The sequence below is a fragment of the Noviherbaspirillum sp. ST9 genome (assembly GCF_048799745.1).
In the GTDB taxonomy this organism is placed as follows: Bacteria; Pseudomonadota; Gammaproteobacteria; order Burkholderiales; family Burkholderiaceae_D; genus Noviherbaspirillum.
The window spans coordinates 297,040-318,574 of the sequence record NZ_JBLWFR010000008.1; the positions used below are offsets into that span (position 1 = coordinate 297,040).

At 60.4% G+C, this 21,535-nt stretch carries 19 protein-coding genes; 13 read left to right on the forward strand and 6 right to left on the reverse strand.

What is annotated here, in order from left to right; genetic code table 11:
• Positions 1–7: 7 nt before the first annotated feature.
• Together fdx and iscX are read left to right on the forward strand one after the other, a co-directional pair.
• Entirely contained in the window at positions 8–346 is a 339-nt protein-coding gene (gene fdx / locus ACNOHI_RS19980) for an ISC system 2Fe-2S type ferredoxin (RefSeq protein WP_420476449.1), read from the forward strand.
• A gap of 12 nt (positions 347–358) precedes the next feature.
• On the forward strand, positions 359–553 hold the full coding sequence (gene iscX / locus ACNOHI_RS19985; RefSeq protein ID WP_420476450.1) for a Fe-S cluster assembly protein IscX: 195 nt from the start codon (positions 359–361) through the stop codon (positions 551–553).
• A gap of 16 nt (positions 554–569) precedes the next feature.
• Here iscX and ACNOHI_RS19990 read toward each other — a convergent pair whose 3' ends face one another.
• The 6 genes from ACNOHI_RS19990 to ACNOHI_RS20015 all read right to left on the reverse strand — a co-directional run bounded on the left by ACNOHI_RS19990 (position 570) and on the right by ACNOHI_RS20015 (position 8,685).
• A complete protein-coding gene (locus tag ACNOHI_RS19990) occupies positions 570–2,144 on the reverse strand; it encodes a PAS domain-containing sensor histidine kinase (protein WP_420476451.1) in 1,575 nt (524 codons plus the stop codon).
• A 162-nt stretch (positions 2,145–2,306) separates the two neighbouring features.
• Positions 2,307–2,984 (reverse strand): glycine zipper 2TM domain-containing protein, encoded by a 678-nt coding sequence (locus tag ACNOHI_RS19995; protein WP_420476452.1) that lies wholly within the window; start codon positions 2,982–2,984, stop codon positions 2,307–2,309.
• A 195-nt stretch (positions 2,985–3,179) separates the two neighbouring features.
• Positions 3,180–4,706: a lysine--tRNA ligase gene (gene lysS, locus ACNOHI_RS20000; protein WP_420476453.1), complete on the reverse strand. Its 1,527-nt coding sequence runs from the start codon at positions 4,704–4,706 to the stop codon at positions 3,180–3,182.
• Between the two features lie 30 nt (positions 4,707–4,736).
• Positions 4,737–5,841, reverse strand: a protein-coding gene (prfB, locus tag ACNOHI_RS20005; protein WP_420476454.1) for a peptide chain release factor 2 whose coding sequence is annotated in 2 segments (ribosomal slippage) — positions 4,737–5,759 and positions 5,761–5,841 — 1,104 coding nt in all. Because the reading frame shifts where the segments join, the coding sequence is not laid out codon by codon here.
• Positions 5,842–5,935: 94 nt separating this feature from the next.
• Positions 5,936–7,636 (reverse strand): single-stranded-DNA-specific exonuclease RecJ, encoded by a 1,701-nt coding sequence (gene recJ, locus ACNOHI_RS20010; RefSeq protein ID WP_420476455.1) that lies wholly within the window; start codon positions 7,634–7,636, stop codon positions 5,936–5,938.
• A complete protein-coding gene (locus ACNOHI_RS20015; protein ID WP_420476456.1) occupies positions 7,627–8,685 on the reverse strand; it encodes a hypothetical protein in 1,059 nt (352 codons plus the stop codon). Before ACNOHI_RS20015 ends, recJ begins: the two co-directional genes overlap by 10 nt.
• 115 nt (positions 8,686–8,800) lie before the next feature.
• Between ACNOHI_RS20015 and ACNOHI_RS20020 the strand changes: the two genes are divergently transcribed.
• The 11 genes from ACNOHI_RS20020 to eno form a co-directional block, all read left to right on the forward strand.
• Positions 8,801–9,922 carry a tartrate dehydrogenase gene (locus tag ACNOHI_RS20020; protein ID WP_420476457.1) on the forward strand — a complete coding sequence of 374 codons (1,122 nt, stop codon included), beginning with the start codon at positions 8,801–8,803 and terminating at the stop codon, positions 9,920–9,922.
• Between the two features lie 18 nt (positions 9,923–9,940).
• On the forward strand, positions 9,941–10,747 hold the full coding sequence (gene hpaI / locus ACNOHI_RS20025) for a 4-hydroxy-2-oxoheptanedioate aldolase (RefSeq protein WP_420476458.1): 807 nt from the start codon (positions 9,941–9,943) through the stop codon (positions 10,745–10,747).
• Positions 10,748–10,984: 237 nt separating this feature from the next.
• Positions 10,985–12,250: a lipoprotein-releasing ABC transporter permease subunit gene (locus tag ACNOHI_RS20030; RefSeq protein WP_420476459.1), complete on the forward strand. Its 1,266-nt coding sequence runs from the start codon at positions 10,985–10,987 to the stop codon at positions 12,248–12,250.
• Complete coding sequence (lolD, locus tag ACNOHI_RS20035; protein ID WP_420476460.1) at positions 12,243–12,956, forward strand: lipoprotein-releasing ABC transporter ATP-binding protein LolD; 714 nt, start codon at positions 12,243–12,245, stop codon at positions 12,954–12,956. The genes ACNOHI_RS20030 and lolD overlap by 8 nt, the downstream gene beginning before the upstream one ends.
• Positions 12,946–13,734: a TatD family hydrolase gene (locus ACNOHI_RS20040; RefSeq protein ID WP_420476461.1), complete on the forward strand. Its 789-nt coding sequence runs from the start codon at positions 12,946–12,948 to the stop codon at positions 13,732–13,734. Before lolD ends, ACNOHI_RS20040 begins: the two co-directional genes overlap by 11 nt.
• 4 nt (positions 13,735–13,738) lie before the next feature.
• On the forward strand, positions 13,739–16,171 hold the full coding sequence (locus ACNOHI_RS20045; RefSeq protein WP_420476462.1) for a DNA internalization-related competence protein ComEC/Rec2: 2,433 nt from the start codon (positions 13,739–13,741) through the stop codon (positions 16,169–16,171).
• A gap of 83 nt (positions 16,172–16,254) precedes the next feature.
• Positions 16,255–17,052, forward strand: coding sequence for an alpha/beta fold hydrolase (locus tag ACNOHI_RS20050; RefSeq protein ID WP_420476463.1), 798 nt, complete (start codon positions 16,255–16,257; stop codon positions 17,050–17,052).
• A 4-nt stretch (positions 17,053–17,056) separates the two neighbouring features.
• Positions 17,057–17,998, forward strand: a complete 942-nt coding sequence (locus tag ACNOHI_RS20055; RefSeq protein WP_420476464.1) for a lipid A deacylase LpxR family protein — start codon at positions 17,057–17,059, stop codon at positions 17,996–17,998.
• A gap of 103 nt (positions 17,999–18,101) precedes the next feature.
• Positions 18,102–19,760 (forward strand): CTP synthase, encoded by a 1,659-nt coding sequence (locus ACNOHI_RS20060; protein ID WP_420476465.1) that lies wholly within the window; start codon positions 18,102–18,104, stop codon positions 19,758–19,760.
• On the forward strand, positions 19,757–20,611 hold the full coding sequence (kdsA, locus tag ACNOHI_RS20065; protein WP_420476466.1) for a 3-deoxy-8-phosphooctulonate synthase: 855 nt from the start codon (positions 19,757–19,759) through the stop codon (positions 20,609–20,611). Before ACNOHI_RS20060 ends, kdsA begins: the two co-directional genes overlap by 4 nt.
• Before the next feature lie 107 nt (positions 20,612–20,718).
• A partial coding sequence (gene eno / locus ACNOHI_RS20070) for a phosphopyruvate hydratase (RefSeq protein WP_420476467.1) occupies positions 20,719–21,535 on the forward strand: 817 nt, incomplete at its 3' end.

Here is a 21,535-nt window from a genome sequence, read left to right on the forward strand (position 1 = left end):
AACACAAGTGCCCCAAATCGTCGTACTTCCCCACGCGACCCTTTGCCCTGAAGGCGCGGTAATCGAAGCGCCCGCCGGCAAATCGATCTGCGATGTATTGCTTGAGAACGACATCGACATCGAGCATGCATGTGAAAAATCGTGTGCCTGCACGACGTGCCATGTGGTCGTCCGGGAAGGATTCGATTCACTCGGTGATCCGGAAGAAAAGGAAGAAGATTTGCTGGATCGTGCGTGGGGCCTCGAAGCCACCTCACGCCTTTCTTGCCAGGCCGTTGTCGACAGTGAAGACCTCGTGATCGAGATTCCAAAATACACAATCAACCAGGTCAGCGAAAACCACTGATTGGGGGAAATCATGAAATGGACTGACGTTATCCGGATTGCCGAAGAATTGCACGACAAGTATCCCGACGTTGATCCCGCAACGATCCGCTTCACCGATTTGCACAACTGGGTCTGCGAGCTGGAGGACTTTGACGACGACCACAAGCGCGGCGGCGAGAAAGTCCTCGAAGCGATTCAGATGGCCTGGATCGAAGAAGCCAAGTAAGGTTTGCCGGAAGTCGTCAGCCAGGCTCGACAGGAATGGAGACGGTAACCGTAGTGCCCCTGTCTGCCTTGCTCTGGATGTCCAACTCTCCTCCCAAGGCAATAATGCGTTCCTCGATGCCGATCAGACCGAATGAGTTCGCTTTCCTTCGGCAGTCGGGATAGATTCCGATACCGTTGTCAGCGATTCGCATGGACAGCTTTCCACCGGAGATGCGCAGGGAAATCTCGACATTGTTCGCCTGTGCGTGGCGAATGACATTGTTCAAGGACTCCTGAAGAATGCGGAACAGCGCCGTCGCCCGGTTATCGTCGAGGATGATATCGTCCTCCATGCGCAGCTCGCAGATAATCCCGCTTCGGCGCTGGAAATCTTTTACCTGCCATTCGATCGCCGCATTCAGGCCGAGATCCAGCACCGTCGGTCGCAGGTTGTTGATCGCGGCGCGCACCGCCTTCATAGTCGCATCGATGTGACTGAGGGCGAGGCGCACCCGCTCGTTCAGACGCGTGTGCAGCCTGCTCCGGTCATGGAGCATCGCTACATCGATGCGCAGTGCCAGCAGATTTTGTCCGAGATCGTCATGCAGTTCACGCGCGATCCTCTTTCGTTCGTCCTCCCTGACCCTTTCCTGGTGTGATACGAGGTGGCGGAGCATTTCTCGCGAGTGCTGGAGCGCATCCTCCATTTTTTTTCGTTCGGTAATGTCGGTGCAGGTGCCGATATAGCCGAGGAATCGGCCCAAGGGAGAAAAGCGCGGCACGCCGTGCGCAAGCATCGTGTGAAAATGCCCGTTTCGATGGAGCAAGCGATATTCGACAGTGAACGGCGTGCGTGAATCAAGTGCCGCGGCGTGTGTATTGATACAGGCTGGCCTGTCGTCCGGATGGATGCCTTCAAGCCATCCATTTCCGAGTTCATCTTCAAGCGCTCGGCCCGTGAAGTCGAGCCACATGCGGTTGAACCAGAGGTAATCACGGTTCGACCCCGTGATCCAGATCAGGACCGGCGCCGAATCCGCCATCAGGCGGAATCGCTCTTCACTTTCAATCAGATTTAATTCGGCCTGCTTTCGGTCACTGATGTCGCACAGCACGAGGCGACAGGTCTTTCGCGCCTCATCGGCATTCGCTTCAAGGTGGGCAAAGAATGCTTTCCTGTCGGTGTCGAGGAAGCGAAGTTCGCATGTCTCTTTTGACTCGCCCTGGAAGACTTGCTTCAGGAAAGCATTGAACGACGCATGCATATCGATCGAAATGAACTCTTCGAGCCGCCGGCGCAGCAGCGAGGCGCGTGTGATCCCGAGCAGGCCGGCGCCGGTGAGGTTGGCTTCGATGATCGTGCCATTACGGTCGAGGCGGAAGTAGCCAACTGGAGCTCTGTCGTAAAGATCGGTGTAATGGGCAATCGCTTCTTCAACGGCCAAGCGGGCAGAAGGGGCTGGCGTTGGCGATTCAGCCGACATGCTTTCGATGTCTGCGTAGGCATGGCCGCTGGGGAGCGCGAGCGGTCCATGGCCGACGGGCAAATCAAGGACAGGGGACTGGGCGCCGGTTTTTCCTGCCGTCAGATTGTCGTCGTCGTGAGCCACTATCGATCGCCTCGAATGATGCATAAATGACAAGTATGCGTCGGCCTGCTATTGCACGCAAGTGTGGTGTCGCATCTTGTCCAAACTGCAAATGGGATTCGGAGACTGTTGCTCGAAAGAAAAATGGCGGCACGTGGCCGCCATGGAGGAGGGGAGGTCGCGTCAGGCGCGGGAAGTCAACTGGCCGTCTACCACACGTACCCGATCGCCGACGTTCCAGCCAGGTTGCTGGGCGTATGGGAAGGTGCGAATTTCGCCGCCTTCCATGCGCACACGTACCTGATAGGTCGCCGTGCTGCGCGTGTGTTTTTCAATTTCGTTACCGGCATAGCCGCCACCGACGGCGCCGGCGACGGTCGCGATCTTGCGGCCGCTGCCGCCACCGACCTGGTTACCGAGGACGCCGCCGAGGACTGCGCCCGCCACCATGCCAACACCGCTAGGTTGTGCCGCCTGCTGGATTACCTGCACGGATTCCACGCGGCCGCAGCTATGGCATATCGCCGGAGCCTGGGCGACTCTCGGAGCTGGTTCGCTATAAGCATGGCGGGCGCGTGGTTGCTCGATACGCGCCGTGCGCGGCGCGCTGGCATGCTTTGCAGGAGCAGGTTCGTCCTCCTCTTTCGCTGCAGCCTTTGGTTCGGTCTTGCTTTCGACCAGTGCAGCCGGCGAAGTCGCCGCGGAGGCGGCACCAACGGTTGCGGTCACCGGGGTGGCGGTGCTGTGGGAGTTCGGGATCAGGCCGGTGATGGCGGCCACGCCGGTAAGGCTGACCAGCATGACAGAAATCGCAGCGCCGGCGACAAGCGGATGAATTCGGGTGGATGGCGTATTTTCCATTTTTTACCTCCTGATACGGACATCGTCCGTGAAATGCGTTTGAGACGATTATCAGAGGTAAGTCCCGGCAAAAAAAGGCGTTTAATGTGTCAGCTGTAAGGCTTTGTAACGCCGTTTGTTACCTGTCAATGAATCGCTGCGCGAAAGAAAAACGGGACCGTCTCCGGTCCCGTTTTTATTACCTGCCCGTGAACTTCAGTCTTCCCGGCGCAGGTGCGGGAACAGGATCACGTCACGGATATTGGGCGAATCAGTGATCAGCATCATCAGGCGGTCGATGCCAATCCCGCAACCACCAGTCGGGGGCAGGCCGTACTCCAGCGCACGGATGTAATCCGCGTCAAAGAACATTGCTTCCTCGTCGCCCGCGTCCTTGGCGGCAACCTGCGCGTGAAAACGCGCAGCCTGGTCTTCCGCATCGTTCAGCTCGGAGAAACCGTTGGCGATTTCGCGGCCGGTGATGAAGAGTTCGAAACGCTCCGTGATGCCGGGGACCGTATCGGATGCGCGTGCGAGGGGCGACACTTCGATCGGGTAATCGATGATGTAGGTCGGGTCCCACAGTTGCGATTCCGCCGTCTCTTCGAACAGCGCCAGCTGCAGGGCGCCGATGCCGGCGTTCTTCAGCGGTTCGACACCGAACTTCTTCAACTCGGCGCGCAGGAAAGCGGCGTCGTGAAGTTGTTCATCCGTGTATCCCGGTGCGTACTTGTTGATCGCGCCGACAATGGTCAGGCGCTGGAACGGCTTGCTCAGATCCAGCTCACGACCCTGATAAGTGAGGCACGCCGTACCGTGCGCATCGATCGCGGCTTGGCGGATAACCGCTTCGGTGAAGTCCATCAGCCACTTGTAATCCACGTAGGCCGCGTAAAACTCCATCATCGTGAATTCAGGATTGTGGCGCGGCGAGACGCCTTCATTGCGGAAGTTGCGGTTGACTTCGAACACACGATCAAACCCGCCGACTACGAGGCGCTTCAGGTAGAGCTCGGGCGCAATGCGTAGGAACATTTCCATGTCGAGCGCATTGTGATGCGTGATGAACGGTTTGGCCGCGGCGCCGCCCGGGATCGGGTGCAGCATCGGCGTCTCGACTTCCATGAAGCCGTGGTCTGCCATGAAGCGGCGCATGGACGACATAGCGGCCGTCCGTTCCTTGAACACACGGCGCGTGTCTTCGCTCATGATGAGGTCGACGTAACGCTGGCGGTACTTGGTTTCCTGGTCGTGCAGGCCGTGGAACTTGTCGGGAAGGGGGCGCAGCGACTTGGTCAGCAGACGCAGGCCGGTCACCTTCACCGACAGTTCGCCGGTCTTGGTCTTGAACAGCAGGCCTTCCGCACCAAGAATGTCGCCGAGGTCATAATGCTTGAATCGGGCGTGCGTTTCCTCGCCGGCATTGTCATTCGTGATGTACAGCTGGATGCGGCCATTGGCCTTCTGCCCGGACGCATCCTGCAGGGTGGCGAAGGACGCCTTGCCCATCACGCGCTTGAGCATCATGCGGCCGGCGACGGATACCTTGATCGGCTGCGCCTCGAGCTGGTCGTTGTCGAGTTCGCCGTACTGCGCGTGCAGGTCGGCGGCCTTGTGCTCCGGACGGAAATCGTTGGGGAAGGCCGGCCCCTGCTCGCGCAGCGCAGCCAGCTTGGCGCGGCGTTCGGCGATGATGGAGTTCTCGTCTTGCGCCGGTGCGGTTTGTTCGTTTTGATTGGTCATGGACATTCTGCGGTCGATGGTGGAATGCGGTTATACGCCCTGCTTGAGCGAGGCAGCGATGAAGTCGTCAAGGTCACCGTCAAGCACGGCCTTGGTGTTGCCAACTTCGTGGTTCGTACGCAGGTCCTTGATGCGCGACTGGTCGAGCACGTAGGAACGGATCTGGTGGCCCCAGCCGATGTCGGTCTTGGCGTCTTCCATCTTCTGCTGTTCTGCCATGCGCTTGCGCAGTTCGACTTCGTACAGGCGCGATTTCAGCATCGCCCAGGCTTCGGCGCGGTTGCGATGCTGGCTGCGGTCGTTCTGGCACTGGACAACGATGCCCGACGGGACGTGCGTCAGGCGCACTGCCGAGTCGGTCTTGTTGATGTGCTGGCCGCCCGCGCCGGATGCGCGGTAGGTGTCCGTGCGCACGTCCGCAGGATTAATGTCGATCTCGATCGACTCATCGACTTCCGGATAGACGAACACGCTCGAGAACGAGGTGTGGCGGCCATTGGCGGAGTCGAACGGCGACTTGCGCACGAGGCGGTGCACGCCGGTTTCGGTGCGCAGGAAGCCGTAGGCATATTCGCCCTCGACCTTGATGGATGCGGTCTTGATGCCTGCAACTTCACCGTCAGACTGTTCCAGGATTTCGGTCTTGAAACCCTTGCGTTCGCAGTAGCGCAGGTACTGGCGCAGCAGCATGGACGCCCAGTCCTGTGCTTCGGTGCCCCCGGCGCCGGCCTGGATGTCGATGAAGCAGCTGTTCGGGTCCATCGGGTTGGAGAACATCCGGCGGAACTCCATGCCTTCGACCAGCTTGCGGAGTTCTTCCGCGTCGTGCTCAATGGCAACCAGCGTGTCTTCGTCCTGCTCTTCGCGCGCCATCGCGAACAGGTCGCGGGCGTCGCCGAGGTCGGCATCGATCTTGGTGAGGGTGAGGACGATCGCTTCCAGCGATTTCTTTTCCTTGCCGAGGTCCTGGGCCCGTTTCGGGTCGTTCCAGACGTTGGGGTCTTCCAGTTCGGCGTTGACTTGTTCGAGCTTCTCTGACTTCACATCGAAGTCAAAGATACCTCCGTAGTTCGGCCGTGCGGGTGCTCAGGTCCGCGAGCAGCGAGGAGAGGGAATTTAGGCGTTCGGCTTCCATAGCGAATTCACTTGCAATCAAACCTGCCATTATACCCGACGCAGGCCCTGCCTAGGCGGCAAGCGCGCCTGCGCCGATGTCAGATTGCTACGCCTCAGGCCGCTTGCGCATGCTCCACCATGAGCTGGACGCGGGTGACGCCGTTGTATTCATTCGCATCCAGCCGGAAGGCAACGAGAGCGCGTTCCGGCAGGTCGTCGACATGGCCGAACCAGATGGCGTCGTAGCGGTTTCCATTCTTTTCGAGCAGCAACTTGAGGTGCTTTTCCTTCAGGACGCGCTGGTTCAGGACGCGGAACTCATCGCAGAAAACGGGCGGTGCGAAACCCTGGCCCCAGACCTGACTGTCAATCAGCTCGATGAATTGCGTCGAGAAATAGGCTTCTTCCAGCGGTCCGTCGGTCTCGATCACGCGCTCCAGCTGGTTTTGCGTGAGCCATTCCCTGCCGACCATTTCGAAGGCGTCGGCGAAGGCGTCGAAGGCTTCGGCGCGGATCGTGAGGCCTGCGGCCATCGCGTGCCCGCCGAATTTCGTAATGACGGACGGAGCATGCTTGGACACCAGGTCCAGTGCATCGCGCAAGTGGAAGCCGGGGATGGAACGGCCGGAACCCTTGATGAGGCCTTCGCCTCCCGGTGCAAACGTGATCGTCGGGCGGTAAAACTTGTCCTTCAGGCGCGAGGCGACGATACCGATCACGCCTTGGTGCCAGGAGTCATCGAAGACGCTGATGGTGGTTCTGTTCCGCGGGTCGAAGCTGTCGAGGAGCAACATGGCCGTGTCCTGCATGTCGGCTTCGATGTCGCGGCGCTCGCGGTTAATGGCATCAAGCTGTTGCGCGATGGCCCAGGCACGTCCCTCATCCTCGGTCGTCAGGCATTCGATGCCGAGCGACATGTCCGCCAGACGACCGGCGGCGTTGAGCCGCGGGCCGACCGCAAATCCGAGATCGAACGGGGAGGCGCGGCGAGCTTCGCGTCCCGCAGCGCGAAACAGCGCGGCAATACCGGGTTGCATCCGGCCGGCGCGCATTCGCTTGAGCCCTTGAGCGACGAGAATGCGGTTATTCGCGTCAAGCTTGACGACGTCCGCCACTGTTCCCAATGCGACCAGGTCAAGCAAGGCATCCAGTTTGGGCTGGGTCTGCGCGTCAAAGACGCCGCGCTTGCGCATCTCCGCGCGCAGGGCGAGCAGCACGTAGAACATGACTCCGACACCCGCCAGGTTCTTGCTCGGAAAACCGCAGGCTGGCTGGTTCGGGTTGACGATGACCCGGGCGTCTGGAAGTCGGTCTCCGGGCAGATGGTGGTCGGTCACGACGACATCGATACCGCGCCGCTTGGCCTCTTCCACACCGTCGATACTGGCGATGCCGTTGTCGACAGTGACAATGACATCCGGAGATTTTTCACGAACGGTGAGCTCAACGATTTCCGGCGTGAGGCCGTAGCCGTATTCGAAGCGATTTGGAACGATGTAGTCGACGCGCGCGCCAAGGGAACGCAGTCCTCGCAATGCGACCGCGCAGGCGGTTGCGCCGTCGCAATCGTAGTCGGCAACGATGACCAGCTTCTTTTCCGCTGCAATGGCATCGGCAAGATACGATGCAGCCGCATCAATATGCAACAAGCCGGAAGGCGTGATGAGCGATCCCAGTTCGCTTGAGAGCTCCGTCGTGTCGGTTAGTCCGCGGGCGGCGTAAATCCGAGCCAGCACCGGATGGATACCCTGCTGGCGCAGCAATTCTGCCGTGCGGAATGGGACGTTGCGGGTGAGGATGCGGGTCACGGACATAACGGTGCAAAGGATGGTTTGACCCAGAACTTGCGCAGCGATGACCGGGTGGCGGTGAATCGGGAAATGCGGGAGTCGTGGGTGGCGATCAGTGTAACGCGGTCGATCTTGCCGGACTTGAGCGCCTGCAGCAAGGGGGCGAACCAGTTTTCCTCGAGATGTTTCATGTTTGTCAGCCAGGTGCCCCAATCGTTCGTCAGGGCCGGTTCGAGCAGGGCTTCCAGGAGGAGCATGTTGCGTGCGGACGCCGACGAAAGCAGGCCAGTGGCATCGGCGGCGTCGCCATGTGCGGGCACGAAGGTGTGGAAGGCCTGCAAGCTTCCGGAAAGGTTGAATACCTTGTCGTAATGGCGGGTTTTGCCGTGGCCCGGGCCGGACGGACCTCCCCACAGCCAGACCGAATTGACCGGCTTCTGGCGGCGCGCTTCGCGGGCTTCGTTAATGGCATGATCGAACCAGTGCATCTGCACGTCGTTTTGCACCTTGCGCCAGTCGCGCTCCCGTTCCCCCTTGGGCATCCAGATGTCGATGTTGTGCCCGCAAGCCGCATCGGGAGTCGACGTTGCGAGTTCGCGCCAGTCTTCCGCCTCCACAAACCAGGTCGCCGCATCGCCGTAGAGCAGGCGCTTCCCCGCCTCGGCAAACAACGGGGCGGCAATAGCGAAGAGTGTGCGCGACTCCTCCTCCTGCAATGCAAGCTGGCGCGGATCGGTCAGGACAAGATGGTCACGTGCGATGTGAATATGAACAGGTTGCAAGACGAACCAGGTTCCGGGCTCCGGCGAGAGTTGCATTGCCGCCATCAAGGGGGATGCGAGAGGCGGGCAGCCATGCCTCTTCAGGCCATCTTCCAGTCCGAAACGGCTCGCCATCCACGCCTCGTGCGGAAGCGCGCGCCGGAATTCGTCAATGACTTCGTGGCGCGCGTCCTCGGATTTTGTCCGGGAGGCAAGCACGGCCAGGGATGGGGAGTCCAGCGATTTCAGCAGGTCGCCGGCCAGTTCCGCGGGCGGCAAACCGAATGGGAGGAGAATATCAAGCTCAGTCATGCCCGCGATTGTATGACAGACACACGAAGTCAGGCCGTCGCGGCGATCTCCATGTCCTGTCCGAAGTGCGGGAACAGGGTAGGATGGCCGCACTCACACATTCAGGAATTTGCCCATGATCTCACCACAACAGAAGCCATTCAGGATTGCCGTCATCCCCGGCGACGGCATCGGCAACGAAGTCATGCCCGAAGGAATGCGCGTGCTGCGTACGGCTGCGGAGCGCTTCTCGCTCGATCTCGAATTCCGTGACATCGACTGGGCCAGTTGTGCCTACCATGAAAAGACCGGCAACATGATGCCGCCCGACTGGCGCGAGCAAATCCAGGATTGCGACGCATTGTATTTCGGGGCAGTAGGTTGGCCGGCGAAAGTGCCGGATCACATCTCGCTGTGGGGCTCGCTGCTCAAATTCCGGCGCGATTTCGACCAGTACATCAACTTGCGACCGGTGCGGCTGTTCGAAGGCGTGCCTTGCCCCCTGGCCAATCGCAAGCCGGGCGACATCGATTTCTTCGTCGTTCGCGAAAACACGGAGGGCGAGTATACGGCGCTGGGCGGGCGAATGTTCGAAGGGACAGAGCGCGAGCTTGTTCTGCAGGAGTCCGTCTTCACGCGCACCGGAACCGACCGGGTGCTGCGCTACGCCTTCGAGCTTGCACAGTCGCGCCCACGACGCCACCTCACCGTGGCCACCAAGTCGAACGGAATTGCGGTCAGCATGCCGTATTGGGACGAGCGCGCAGATGCCATGTCGCGTCAGTATCCCAATGTGGCGGTGGATCGGCAGCATATCGACATCCTGACCGCGCGCTTCGTGCTGCAGCCGAATCGTTTCGACGTCGTGGTGGCCTCCAACCTGTTCGGCGACATCCTGTCCGACCTCGGCCCGGCATGCGCGGGCACGATCGGCTTGGCGCCATCGGCCAACCTCAATCCGGATCGCCGCTTCCCGTCACTGTTCGAGCCTGTGCACGGCTCCGCGCCGGATATCTACGGCAAAGGCATTGCCAATCCGGTTGCAATGATCTGGTCCGGTGCATTGATGCTCGATTTCCTCGGCAAGGCGCCGGGGACGGACGGCGGCCGATACCAGCAAGCGCATGACGCTATTCTCAAGGCGATTGAAATCGTTCTGGCCCAGGGGCCGCGCACACCTGATCTCGGCGGCGGGGCGAGTACGGACCAGCTTGGACGCGCCATCGCGGACCTGGTTCGAACTGTTGATATCGTCTGATGCAAAGAAAGGAAGTGCATGTTTGAGAACACATTCAAGGCAGCTCTGACAAGGCGCGAACAGCAGGTCGGCTTGTGGCTGTCGCTTAGCAATCCCTACACGGCGGAGTTGTGTGCGACGGCCGGCTTTGACTGGCTGCTGATTGACGGTGAACACGCTCCCAACGACGTGCGCAGCATCCTGTCGCAACTCCAGGCCATTGCGCCTTACCGCAGCCATCCCATCGTCCGTCCGGTCGTAGGCGATGTGGCGCTGATTAAGCAACTGCTTGACATCGGCGCGCAGACGCTGCTGGTACCCATGGTCGACACCGCAGAACAGGCGAGGCAACTGGTGGCGGCAACGCGCTATCCGCCGGAAGGTATCCGCGGAGATGGCAGTGCTATCGCGCGGGTGTCGCGCTGGGGGCTGCTGCCCGATTATGTTGAACATGCAAACAAAGAAGTGTGCCTTCTTGTGCAGGCTGAAACGAAACTTGCGCTGGAAAACCTGGAAGCGATCTGCGCAGTCGATGGCATCGACGGCGTGTTCGTCGGCCCCGCCGACCTCGCGGCGTCGCTCGGTCACCGCAACAATTCGAGTCATCCCGACGTGCAGGCAGCAATCGATGGCGCACTCCGCCGCATTATCGCCAGTGGAAAGGCAGCGGGAATCCTCACCTCCGATCCCGTGCAGGCGAAGCGCTATTTCGACATGGGCTGCACATTTGTCGCTGCGGGACTGGATGCGCGCCTTCTTGCCGGGGCAACGCGGACGCTTCGCGCGCAATTTCCGGGCGGAGAAGGGTATTCCGTGGCGGGTGGAAGCACGGGTTCGGTCTATTAGGCGCACGAGGGTAAAGCTGGATGCGATTTTGCTTCCGTAAGTCATTGATTTAAAAGGACGGAGGTGCGCTTTGCCTCTCTTTAAACCTTTGATTTGATTGAGAAAAGTCTTGTCGTCGCGCAGTGCGCTATGGCAAACTTCCGGCAGCAGAAGTTGCCAAGAAGTCTATTTGGCGGCGTGCTGCTGGAAATGCAGGCTGGGCTCCCGCGTGGTCCCGGCCGTCTTCAGGAGTCCCTTTTGAGCATCATCAAGAACATGCCCTTCGAGTGGCTGGTCGGAATGCGCTATACGCGCGCCGGACGCCGCAGTGGGCGCAACAGCTTCATTTCATTCATCTCGCTCATTTCGATGGCCGGCATTGCCCTCGGTGTTGCCGCCCTGATTGTCGTCCTGTCGGTCATGAACGGCTTCCAGAAGGAAGTCCGTGACCGCATGCTATCCGTGCTGTCTCACATCGAAGTCTTCGATGCCACCGGCAGCATGCCGAACTGGCAGGAAACCGCCCGCGAAGCCTTCCAGGCGAAGGAGGTAAAAGGTGCTGCCCCCTACGTCGCGGCCCAGGCCATGATGACGCGCGACGACTCCGTGCGCGGCGTCGTCATTCGCGGCGTCTTGCCTGACCAGGAGCCAAAGGTTTCGGATGTGGCCGACCAGGTACGTGAGGGTAGTTTCAACAGCCTGAAATCCGGCGAATTCAATATCGTGCTCGGCAAGGATCTTGCGCGTGCATTGCGGGTCCATGTCGGCGACAAGGTCACAATGATCGCGCCGCAGGGACAGGTAACGCCGGCCGGTGTCCTGCCGCGCCTGAAGCAGTACACCGTAGGCGGAATTTTCGAGGCGGGCCACAACGAATATGACTCCAGCCTCGCATTTATCCATATCGACGACGCGATGCGAATGTTCAAGCTGGAAGCGCCGACTGGACTGCGACTCCGTATCGCCGACATGCAACGCGCCCCGGAAGTCGCGCTGACCCTGTCGCGCATCCTCAGCGGCAACCTGCTGATCCTCGACTGGTCGAAGCAGAACCGGACCTGGTTCGCTGCGGTGCAGACCGAGAAGCGCATGATGTTCATCATCCTCACGCTCATCATCGCGGTGGCGGCATTCAATCTTGTGTCGACGCTGGTCATGACCGTGACCGACAAGCAGGCGGATATTGCGATCCTCCGTACGCTCGGCGCTTCGCCGGGCTCCATCATGAAGATTTTCATCATCCAGGGTGCGCTGGTCGGCTTGCTGGGTACGGCAATCGGGGTTGGACTCGGCGTGGCGGTTGCACTGAATATCGACGTCATCGTGCCGTTCATCGAACGCATGCTCGGCGTGCAATTCCTGTCGAAAGATATCTACCTGATCAGCGCACTGCCGTCTGACTTGCGCTGGCCGGACGTTTGGACGATCGGCGGCGTCGCCGTCGTGCTTGCGTTCCTGGCGACGCTGTATCCAAGCTGGCGTGCGGCCAATGTGCGTCCTGCCGAGGCGCTCCGTTATGAATAAGGATGGCATCGTGAATACGACGGATCAGGTTGTCTTGTCTTGCCGCGGACTCGCGAAAACCTTCACACAGGGCAAGTACTCGGTCAATGTCCTGCACGGCATTGATTTCAGCGTGAGCAGGGGCGAGCGCGTCGCGATTGTCGGCGCATCGGGTTCCGGCAAATCGACCCTGCTGCACCTGCTGGGCGGCCTCGATACGCCGAGTGCGGGCAGCGTCACGCTGCAAGGGCGCGATTTCGCCAGCCTCAATGAAAGGACGCGTGGGGACCTGCGCAACAGCGCCCTTGGCTTCGTCTACCAGTTCCATCATTTGCTGCCGGAATTCTCCGCGCTCGACAACGTCGGCATGCCACTGATGATCCGCCGTAAGAGCCGTGCCGAAGCCCACGAGGCCGCGCAGCAGGTTCTTGGGCGCGTGGGTTTGGCGAATCGCGTTACGCACGTTCCCGGCGAGCTTTCTGGCGGCGAGCGCCAGCGTGTTGCACTGGCACGCGCATTGGTTACGCAACCTGCATGCGTGCTCGCGGACGAGCCGACGGGCAACCTGGACCGTATCACCGCGCACAAGACCTTCGACCTGATGCTCGAATTGTCGCGCACGCTCGGCACGGCCTTCGTCATCGTCACGCATGACATTGAACTGGCGCGACATTGCGACCGTGTGCTGCGGCTGTCGGAAGATGGCCTGCATCCCTATGTGGATTGATACACATTGCCACCTTGATGCGGCCGAGTTCGGCGCGAATCCCGGCGCGGTAGCGCAGGCGGCGGAGCAGGGTGGCGTCTCGCAGATTGTGATTCCCGCGATTGCCCGGGACAACTTCGCAACCGTGCGGGAGCTTGCTGGCCGGCAGTCGAACTGCTTCTATGCACTGGGTATTCATCCCATTTTCGTGCCGCAGGCAGCCGAAGAGGATCTTGACGCGCTGCGCGCCGCGATCGAAGCAGCCATGGACGATCCGCGCTTTGTGGCGGTGGGCGAAATCGGCCTCGATTTCTTCGTTCCCGGGCTAGGCGAAGGCGAGCTGCGCAAGAAGCAGGAGTTTTTCTACAGCGAGCAGCTGAAAATTGCACGCGACGCCGGATTGCCTGTGCTGCTGCATGTGCGACGCTCGCAAGACATCATCCTCAAGTACCTGCGGCGCATCGACATGCCCGGCGGTATCGCCCATGCGTTCAACGGCAGCTTCCAGCAAGCGGAAGAGTTTATTCGCCTGGGTTTCAAGCTCGGTTTCGGCGGCGCGATGACATTTCCCCGGGCGCTGCAAATCCGGCGGCTTGCCGCAACGGTGGACGAAAATGCGATTGTCCTGGAAACCGACGCGCCGGACATTTCTCCGGTCTGGTTGCATCCACAGCGAAACAGCCCTGAAGAATTGCCACGCATTGGTCAGGTGCTTGCCGACTTGCGAAAGATCCCGGTGGCGCTTGCCGCAGACATAACGTCCCGTAATGCACGAAACGTGCTGTCGCGACTGAACTAGGTCGATGCGGAGTATCGTTGTCGGTCTGGTGGCTGGCGCAGCCATCCTGCAGAACCAGGCTGCCTTGCCTGCGACCTGGCTACTGGCGCTGTTGCTTGCAGCGGCAATTCTTGCGGGCTGCTGGACGCGCTTTTTGCGCCACGCGGCGCTCCGTTCCGTACTCCTGTTCAGCTGCGGTCTCGTGCTCGGATTTTCCTGGACCGGATTGTTGGCCCAGCGCGCCCTCTCGGAAGAGTTGGCCAAGGAGTGGGAAGGACGCGATATCACCGTCGTCGGCACGATCGACAGCCTGCCGTACTACTTTGAGCAGGGCGTGCGTTTCAATTTTGCGGTGGAACGCATCGTCGACGCGGCGAGGGAGGAGGGGGAAGCGATGCCGACGCTGCCCACTCGGCTGGCCTTGTCCTGGTATTCCGCCTTCCGTGCCGACGAGATGCAGGCGGTCGGTCGCGTGCAGCCGGGCGAGCGGTGGCAGCTCACCGTGCGGCTGCGGCGTCCGCACGGCAATGCCAATCCCTATGCATTCGATTACGAAGTGTGGCTGCTCGAGCAGGGATTGCGCGCAACCGGCTACATCCGACCCGACCAGCGCGCAGCGGTGAAGAATCAGCGCCTGGACGATTTCGTCCCCGGTTTTCGCAACGTCGTCGAGCGCAGCAGGGCATGGTTGCGTGACCGGATTCACGACGCGTTGCCCGACAAGGACTACGCAGGCGTGATTGTCGCGCTCGTCATTGGCGACCAGCGTGCGGTCAGCCAGTCCGACTGGAAAGTATTTACGCGGACCGGTGTCGGGCACCTGATTTCCATCTCCGGACTGCATATCACGATGGTGTCCGGCATGTTTGCCGCACTTGTACTGGCGCTCTGGCGCCGTTCATTCTTCACGCGGGCGAACCTGCCTCTTATGCTCCCGGCGCAGAAAGCCGCGGCGCTGGCCGGTGCAAGCATGGCACTGGTGTACGTCCTGCTCGCTGGATTCGGCGTGCCGGCGCAACGAACGCTTTACATGCTCACCGTCATCGCACTGGCCGTCTGGTTTGGGCGGATCACCAATGTTTCGCATGTGCTGTGTGCTGCGCTCGCCGTTGTGATCTTGCTCGATCCTTGGGCAGTGCTTTGGCCCGGCTTCTGGCTGTCGTTCGGTGCGGTGGCAATCATCCTGTTCGCCTCTGCCGGCCGCACCCGGATCGTTTCGGAGAATGGGACTGCCGTGCACAAGTGGACGTCAGGCTTGCGGTCGGCAACGCACACCCAGTACGTTGTCACCATCGGACTCATTCCGTTGACGATGCTGCTGTTCGGCCAGTTTTCCGTGATCGGTCCGGTGGCAAATGCGATTGCCATTCCATTGATCAGTTTTCTCGTTACCCCATTGTCGCTGGCCGGTAGCGTGTTGCCGGAACCCTTGATCGGTTGGACGCTCGGCGCCGCGCATGCGTTGGTGGCCTGGCTCGCTTCAGTTCTGGAGATTTTGAGCGAAACTCCGGCGGCGGTATGGAGCGCGCCTGTTCCTTCATGGTGGATGTTCCTTGCGGCCCTTGCGGGCATGCTGTGGCTGCTTGCACCGAAAGGCTGGCCCGTGCGCTGGCTTGGCTTTGCCGGACTGCTCCCGTTGTTCCTGAACGCACCGTTACATCCGAAGGACGGGGAGCTTTGGGTCACTGCATTCGATGTGGGGCAGGGCATGGCGCTACTGGTCGAAACAGAGCAGCGTCGCCTGCTGTACGACACCGGCCCGGCCTACTCGACGGAATCCGATGGCGGCAACCGCGTCATCTTGCCGTATCTGCGTGCACGTGGCATCGGAAAACTCGATGCCGTCGTGGTTTCGCACAGCGACAACGATCATTCCGGCGGGGCGCTGTCGATCATGGAAGAAATCGACGTCGGCACTGTCTATTCGTCACTTCCCGAGGAACATGCAATCGTCGCAGCCTCACATTTGCACCAGCGTTGTGTCGAAGGGCAGGCTTGGGAATGGGACAGAATCCAGTTCGACATGCTGCATCCGAATGCCGAAAGCTACGAAAGCGTGAAATGGAAGCCCAATGCACGCAGTTGCACGCTCAAAATCACCCTCGGCGAGCACTCTATCCTCCTGCCCGGGGACATCGAAGCGGCGCAGGAAGCCGCCCTTGTCGACGGCGAATCCGAACGCTTGCGTTCCACCGTCCTTCTCGCTCCGCACCACGGCAGCGGCACGTCTTCGACACCTTCGTTCCTGAACGCGGTGCAGCCCGAAATCGCGCTATTCCAGGTTGGCTATCGCAATCGCTACCGCCATCCAAAGGCAGAGGTGTTTGAGCGGTACGGCCGGCTTGGCATCCGGCGCATTCGCTCTGACGACTCAGGTGCGGTAACGATGCGATTCGGACAAGCACTTGAGGTGAGCGAATACCGGACGGAGCACGCCCGCTACTGGTACGGTCGGTGATGTTAGGTAAAGCGTTCCAATCCTGAAGATGCCAATCGAATTACAATCTGCTTCATTTCCGCATCCGGAAAACCAGGAAAAGAATGAACCGCCCCATCCTTCATTTCGCACATGCCAACAGTTATCCCTCCGGGACGTATCGTGTCTTTTTCGAGCACATGCGCAAGCACTACGACGTGCAGGCCTTGCCGATGCATGCCCACAATCCCTCCTATCCGGTCAGCAACGGATGGCCGGCGCTGGTTATGGAACTGGTGGACGAACTGGAGTCGCGCTATACCGAACCGGTGATCCTTGTCGGTCACTCAATGGGCGGGATGTTGAGCCTGATGGCGGCGAGGGCGCGTCCGGAGCTTGCACGCTGCGTCGTCCTGCTCGATTCGCCGGTAGTGGCCGGCTGGCGCGCCGTTTTGCTGCGTGCGGCAAAGCGGCTTGGCGTTGATAATCGGTTTTCGCCGGCGCAGTTTTCGGAAAAGCGTCGTAATGTGTGGCCGGATATCGACGCGGCATATCAACACTATGCAGCCAAACCGATGTTCGCCGCATGGCCGCCAGAAGTATTGCGAGACTACGTCGACCACGGGCTCATGTCGCATCCGGAGGGTGTCACGCTCCGCTTCACCCGCGAGACCGAAACAGCGGTCTATCGCACCTTGCCGCATGACCTCGGACGACTGGTCCGACGGCCGTTTCCGGTGCCGGTCGGCTTTGTCGGCGGGACGAATTCCGTCGAATGCCGCCAGGCGGGACTGGCGGCGACACGCCGCCTGGTGGGCCGCCATTTTGTCCAGATCCCCGGCGGGCATTTGTTCCCGATGGAGCACCCGGTTGCTGCTGCGAAGGCCGTGCATGGCATGATCCAATCCATTCTTCCAAAGTGAGCGTATGCGCTACCTGTCCGACAAATCGATTGTTTTCTGCCTGGCCATGCTTGCGGCGGGCTCCGCGGGTGCCACGTCAATTGTGGATTTCATTGACGAATACAAGAACGTGCATGCGAACGGCACGGTCATGCACCTCGTTGACATCGACAACGACACGCTGTTGCTCGACCGTGACGACGGTTTTTATACCAGCGGGATGCGTTATACGCAACGCCGATCACTGCGCGGCAACGACAGGATGACCAGCTTCGGCTGGCGGATTGGACAGGAACTGTACACCGCCTCCGACATCAAGCTTCCTCCCGAATTCGTCGGCGCACCCGATCATCCGTATGCCGGCTGGCTGTATGGCGGCATCTACAGGGAAGTGCACCTTTCCGACGGCACGTATACAAGAATGGGCATCGATATCGGTTGCCTTGGTCCGTGCGCGGGCGGCGAATGGACGCAGACGCAGTTCCACAAGGTGATCAACCAGCCTTCGCCACGCGGGTGGAGCAAGCAGGTGAGGAACGAGGCAGGCGTCGTGCTGCATGGTGAAATTGCACCGGTGCGCTGGGTGCTGGAGCCGTCATTTGACATCACGCCGGCGTTCAACGCACGTTTTGGCAATATTTTTACCGACGCCGGCGCAAGCCTGCTGGTGCGCGCGGGCCAACTCAACATCTTGCCGTCCGCACCGGCATTCCACGCCTACCTGCGAACGGATGTCCGCGCGGTGGCTTACAACGCGACGCTTCAAGGTGGATATTTCTCAAAAAACAACCCGCACACCGTCGATCCGAAACGGTTCACGGGTAGCGCGGAAGCGGGTGTCGTATTGAATCGCGGGGCATTCGGCGCGCGATTGGCGCTCGTCCGACGCAGTAATGAAATCAGGGACTTACCGAATTCCGTCGGTGCCCAGAACTACCTGCATCTGCAGTTTTCCTATACCCCTTGAGAGTATGGTCAGAATGACATGGAACGCATGAAACAAGGGAAGGCCGGACCGGTTTAGGTTATAATTTGAATTTCCCGCACGTGCCGTCCGGCACATCTCAGCAATGACCAAGTTTGTATTCGTCACTGGCGGCGTTGTCTCATCCCTGGGCAAGGGGATTGCAGCCGCGTCTCTCGCTGCGATCCTCGAATCGCGCGGCCTCAAAGTCACCCTCATCAAGCTCGATCCGTACATCAACGTTGATCCCGGCACGATGAGCCCATTCCAGCACGGCGAAGTGTTCGTCACCGACGACGGTGCCGAGACCGACCTCGACCTCGGCCACTATGAGCGCTTCATCACGGCCAAGATGAGGAAGGTGAACAACTTCACCACCGGCCAGATCTATGAATCCGTGATCCGCAAGGAACGTCGCGGCGAGTATCTGGGCAAGACCGTGCAGGTGATTCCGCACATCACGAATGAAATCCAGGATTTCATCCACCGTGGCGCAGAAGGTTTCGACGTCGCGCTGGTGGAAATCGGCGGCACGGTGGGTGACATCGAATCGCTGCCCTTCCTGGAGGCCGCACGTCAGTTGAGCCTGCGCGCAAATCGCAACGACACCGCATTCGTCCACCTGACGCTGGTGCCGTACATTGCATCGGCCGGCGAACTGAAGACCAAACCGACCCAGCACAGCGTGCAAAAGCTGCGCGAAATCGGTATTTCGCCCGACGCGCTGCTGTGCCGCGCCGACCGCCGTATTCCGGATGACGAGCGCGCCAAGATCTCGCTGTTCTCCAATGTCCGCGAAGACGCCGTCATCTCGGTATGGGATGCCGACACCATCTACAAGATTCCCCAGATGCTGCACGACCAGGCACTGGACAAGATCATCTGCGAAAAACTCGGCATTTCGCCGAAGCCCGCCGACCTGTCCGTCTGGAACAAGCTCGTCTATGCGCTGGAGCATCCAAAGGCGGAAGTCACCATCGGCATGGTGGGCAAATACGTCGACCTGACCGAATCGTACAAGTCCCTGACCGAAGCGCTGCGTCACGCCGGCATCCATACCGAAAGCCGTGTGAACATCGAATATCTCGATTCCGAAGAGATCGAGGAGAAGGGCGTGGCGAATCTCGCCAAGTACGACGCCATCCTGGTTCCGGGCGGCTTCGGCAAGCGCGGCGTGGAAGGCAAGATTGCCGCCGCGCGTTTCGCACGTGAAAGCAAAGTGCCGTACCTAGGCATCTGCCTTGGCATGCAGGTAGCCTTGATCGAATATGCACGCAACAAGGCCGGGCTGACCAAGTCCAATTCCACGGAATTCGATCCCGACACCGAGCAACCGGTCGTCGCGCTGATCACCGAGTGGCAGAACCACGACGGCAAGGTCGAGCGCCGTGACGTGAACTCCGACCTCGGCGGCACGATGCGCCTTGGTGCGCAAACTTGCGCAGTCAAGCCGGGCACGATCTCCGCGGAAATCTACGGTGACAAGGTCACCGAGCGCCACCGCCACCGCTACGAAGCGAACAACCATTACCTGACCCGCGTCGAAGAAGCGGGCCTGATCGTGGCGGCACGCACGCCGAACGAAGGCCTGTGCGAAATCATGGAATTGCCGCGTACCGGCGAGAACGCTCATCCGTGGTTCGTCGGCGTGCAATACCATCCTGAATTCAAGTCGACCCCGCGCGACGGTCATCCGCTGTTCATTTCCTTCATTAAGGCAGCGCTGGCCCACAAGCAGGCGTCGTCCGAGAGGAAAGCAGCATGAAATTATGCGGTTTTGAAGCAGGGCTCGACCGGCCGTTCTTCCTGATCGCCGGTCCCTGCGTGATCGAGTCGCAGCAGATGGCGCTCGACACCGCAGGCCGCCTGAAGGAAATCACGTCCGAACTCGGCATCCCGTTCATCTACAAGTCCTCGTTCGACAAGGCGAACCGTTCTTCCGGGTCGTCTTTCCGCGGCCTGGGCATGGAGAAGGGCCTGGAAATCCTCGCCGAAGTGAAGAAGCAGATCGGCGTGCCGGTGTTGACCGACATCCATGAGATCGACGAGATCAAGCCGGTTGCAGCTGTCGTCGACGTGTTGCAGACGCCAGCTTTCCTTTGCCGCCAGACCGATTTCATCCGTGCCTGCGCCCAGTCGGGCAAGCCGGTGAACATCAAAAAGGGCCAGTTCCTCGCTCCCGGCGACATGAAGAATGTCATCGACAAGGCGCGTGCCGCTGCCAAGGAAGTCGGGCTCGAGCAGGACAATTTCATGGCCTGCGAGCGTGGCGTTTCCTTTGGTTACAACAACCTCGTATCCGACATGCGTTCCCTCGCGATCATGCGCGAGACCGGCTGCCCGGTCGTCTTTGACGCAACCCACTCGGTACAGTTGCCGGGCGGGCAGGGCACGTCTTCCGGCGGCCAGCGCGAGTTCGTGCCGGTCCTGGCGCGTGCAGCAGTTGCGGTCGGCATTGCCGGCCTGTTCATGGAAACCCACCCGAAGCCGGCAGAAGCGATGTCCGATGGCCCCAACGCCGTCCCGCTTGGCCGCATGAAAGACTTGCTGTCCACGCTGGTCGAACTCGACCGCGTCGTGAAGAAGGCAGGCTTCGCGGAAACCGATTTTTCGTAATCGGTTTTGCGGTTTCCCGGTGCGGATGCGCGCCACCTGACAATAATGAAGCAGAATTCGGCGCCCACCGCGCCCAACGGGATTTTCTTTTATCTGGGAGATTTTGAATGAGTGCTATCGTAGACATCATCGGCCGTGAAGTAATCGATTCCCGCGGCAACCCCACCGTCGAATGCGACGTGCTGCTGGAATCCGGCGTCATGGGCCGTGCCGCAGTGCCGTCCGGCGCCTCCACCGGTTCGCGCGAAGCCATCGAACTGCGCGACGGCGACAAAAGCCGCTACATGGGCAAAGGCGTGCTCAAGGCCTGCGAAAACATCAACACCGAAATCTCCGAAGCCATCATGGGCCTGGACGCCAATGAGCAGGCTTTCCTCGACCGCACCCTGATCGACCTCGACGGCACCGAGAACAAGTCTCGTCTCGGCGCCAACGCGACCCTGGCCGTCTCCATGGCTGTTGCCAAGGCCGCCGCCGAAGAATCCGGCCTGCCGCTGTACCGCTACTTCGGCGGTTCCGGCGCCATGCAGATGCCGGTGCCGATGATGAACGTCATCAACGGCGGCGCGCACGCCGACAACAACCTGGACCTGCAGGAATTCATGATCATCCCGGTGGGCGCTCCGTCCTTCCGCGAAGCGATCCGCTACGGCGCCGAAGTATTCCACACCCTCAAGAAGATCCTGCACGACAAGGGCCTGACGACCGCCGTTGGCGACGAAGGCGGCTTCGCACCGTCCGTGGCCAATCACGAAGAAGCGATCAAGCTGATCCTGCAAGCCATCGAGCAGGCTGGCTACGAGCCGGGCACGCAGATCGCGCTGGGCCTGGACTGTGCGGCCTCCGAGTTCTACAAGGACGGCAAGTACCAGCTCTCCGGCGAAGGCCTGTCGCTGTCGTCGGCCGACTTCACCAACCTGCTGT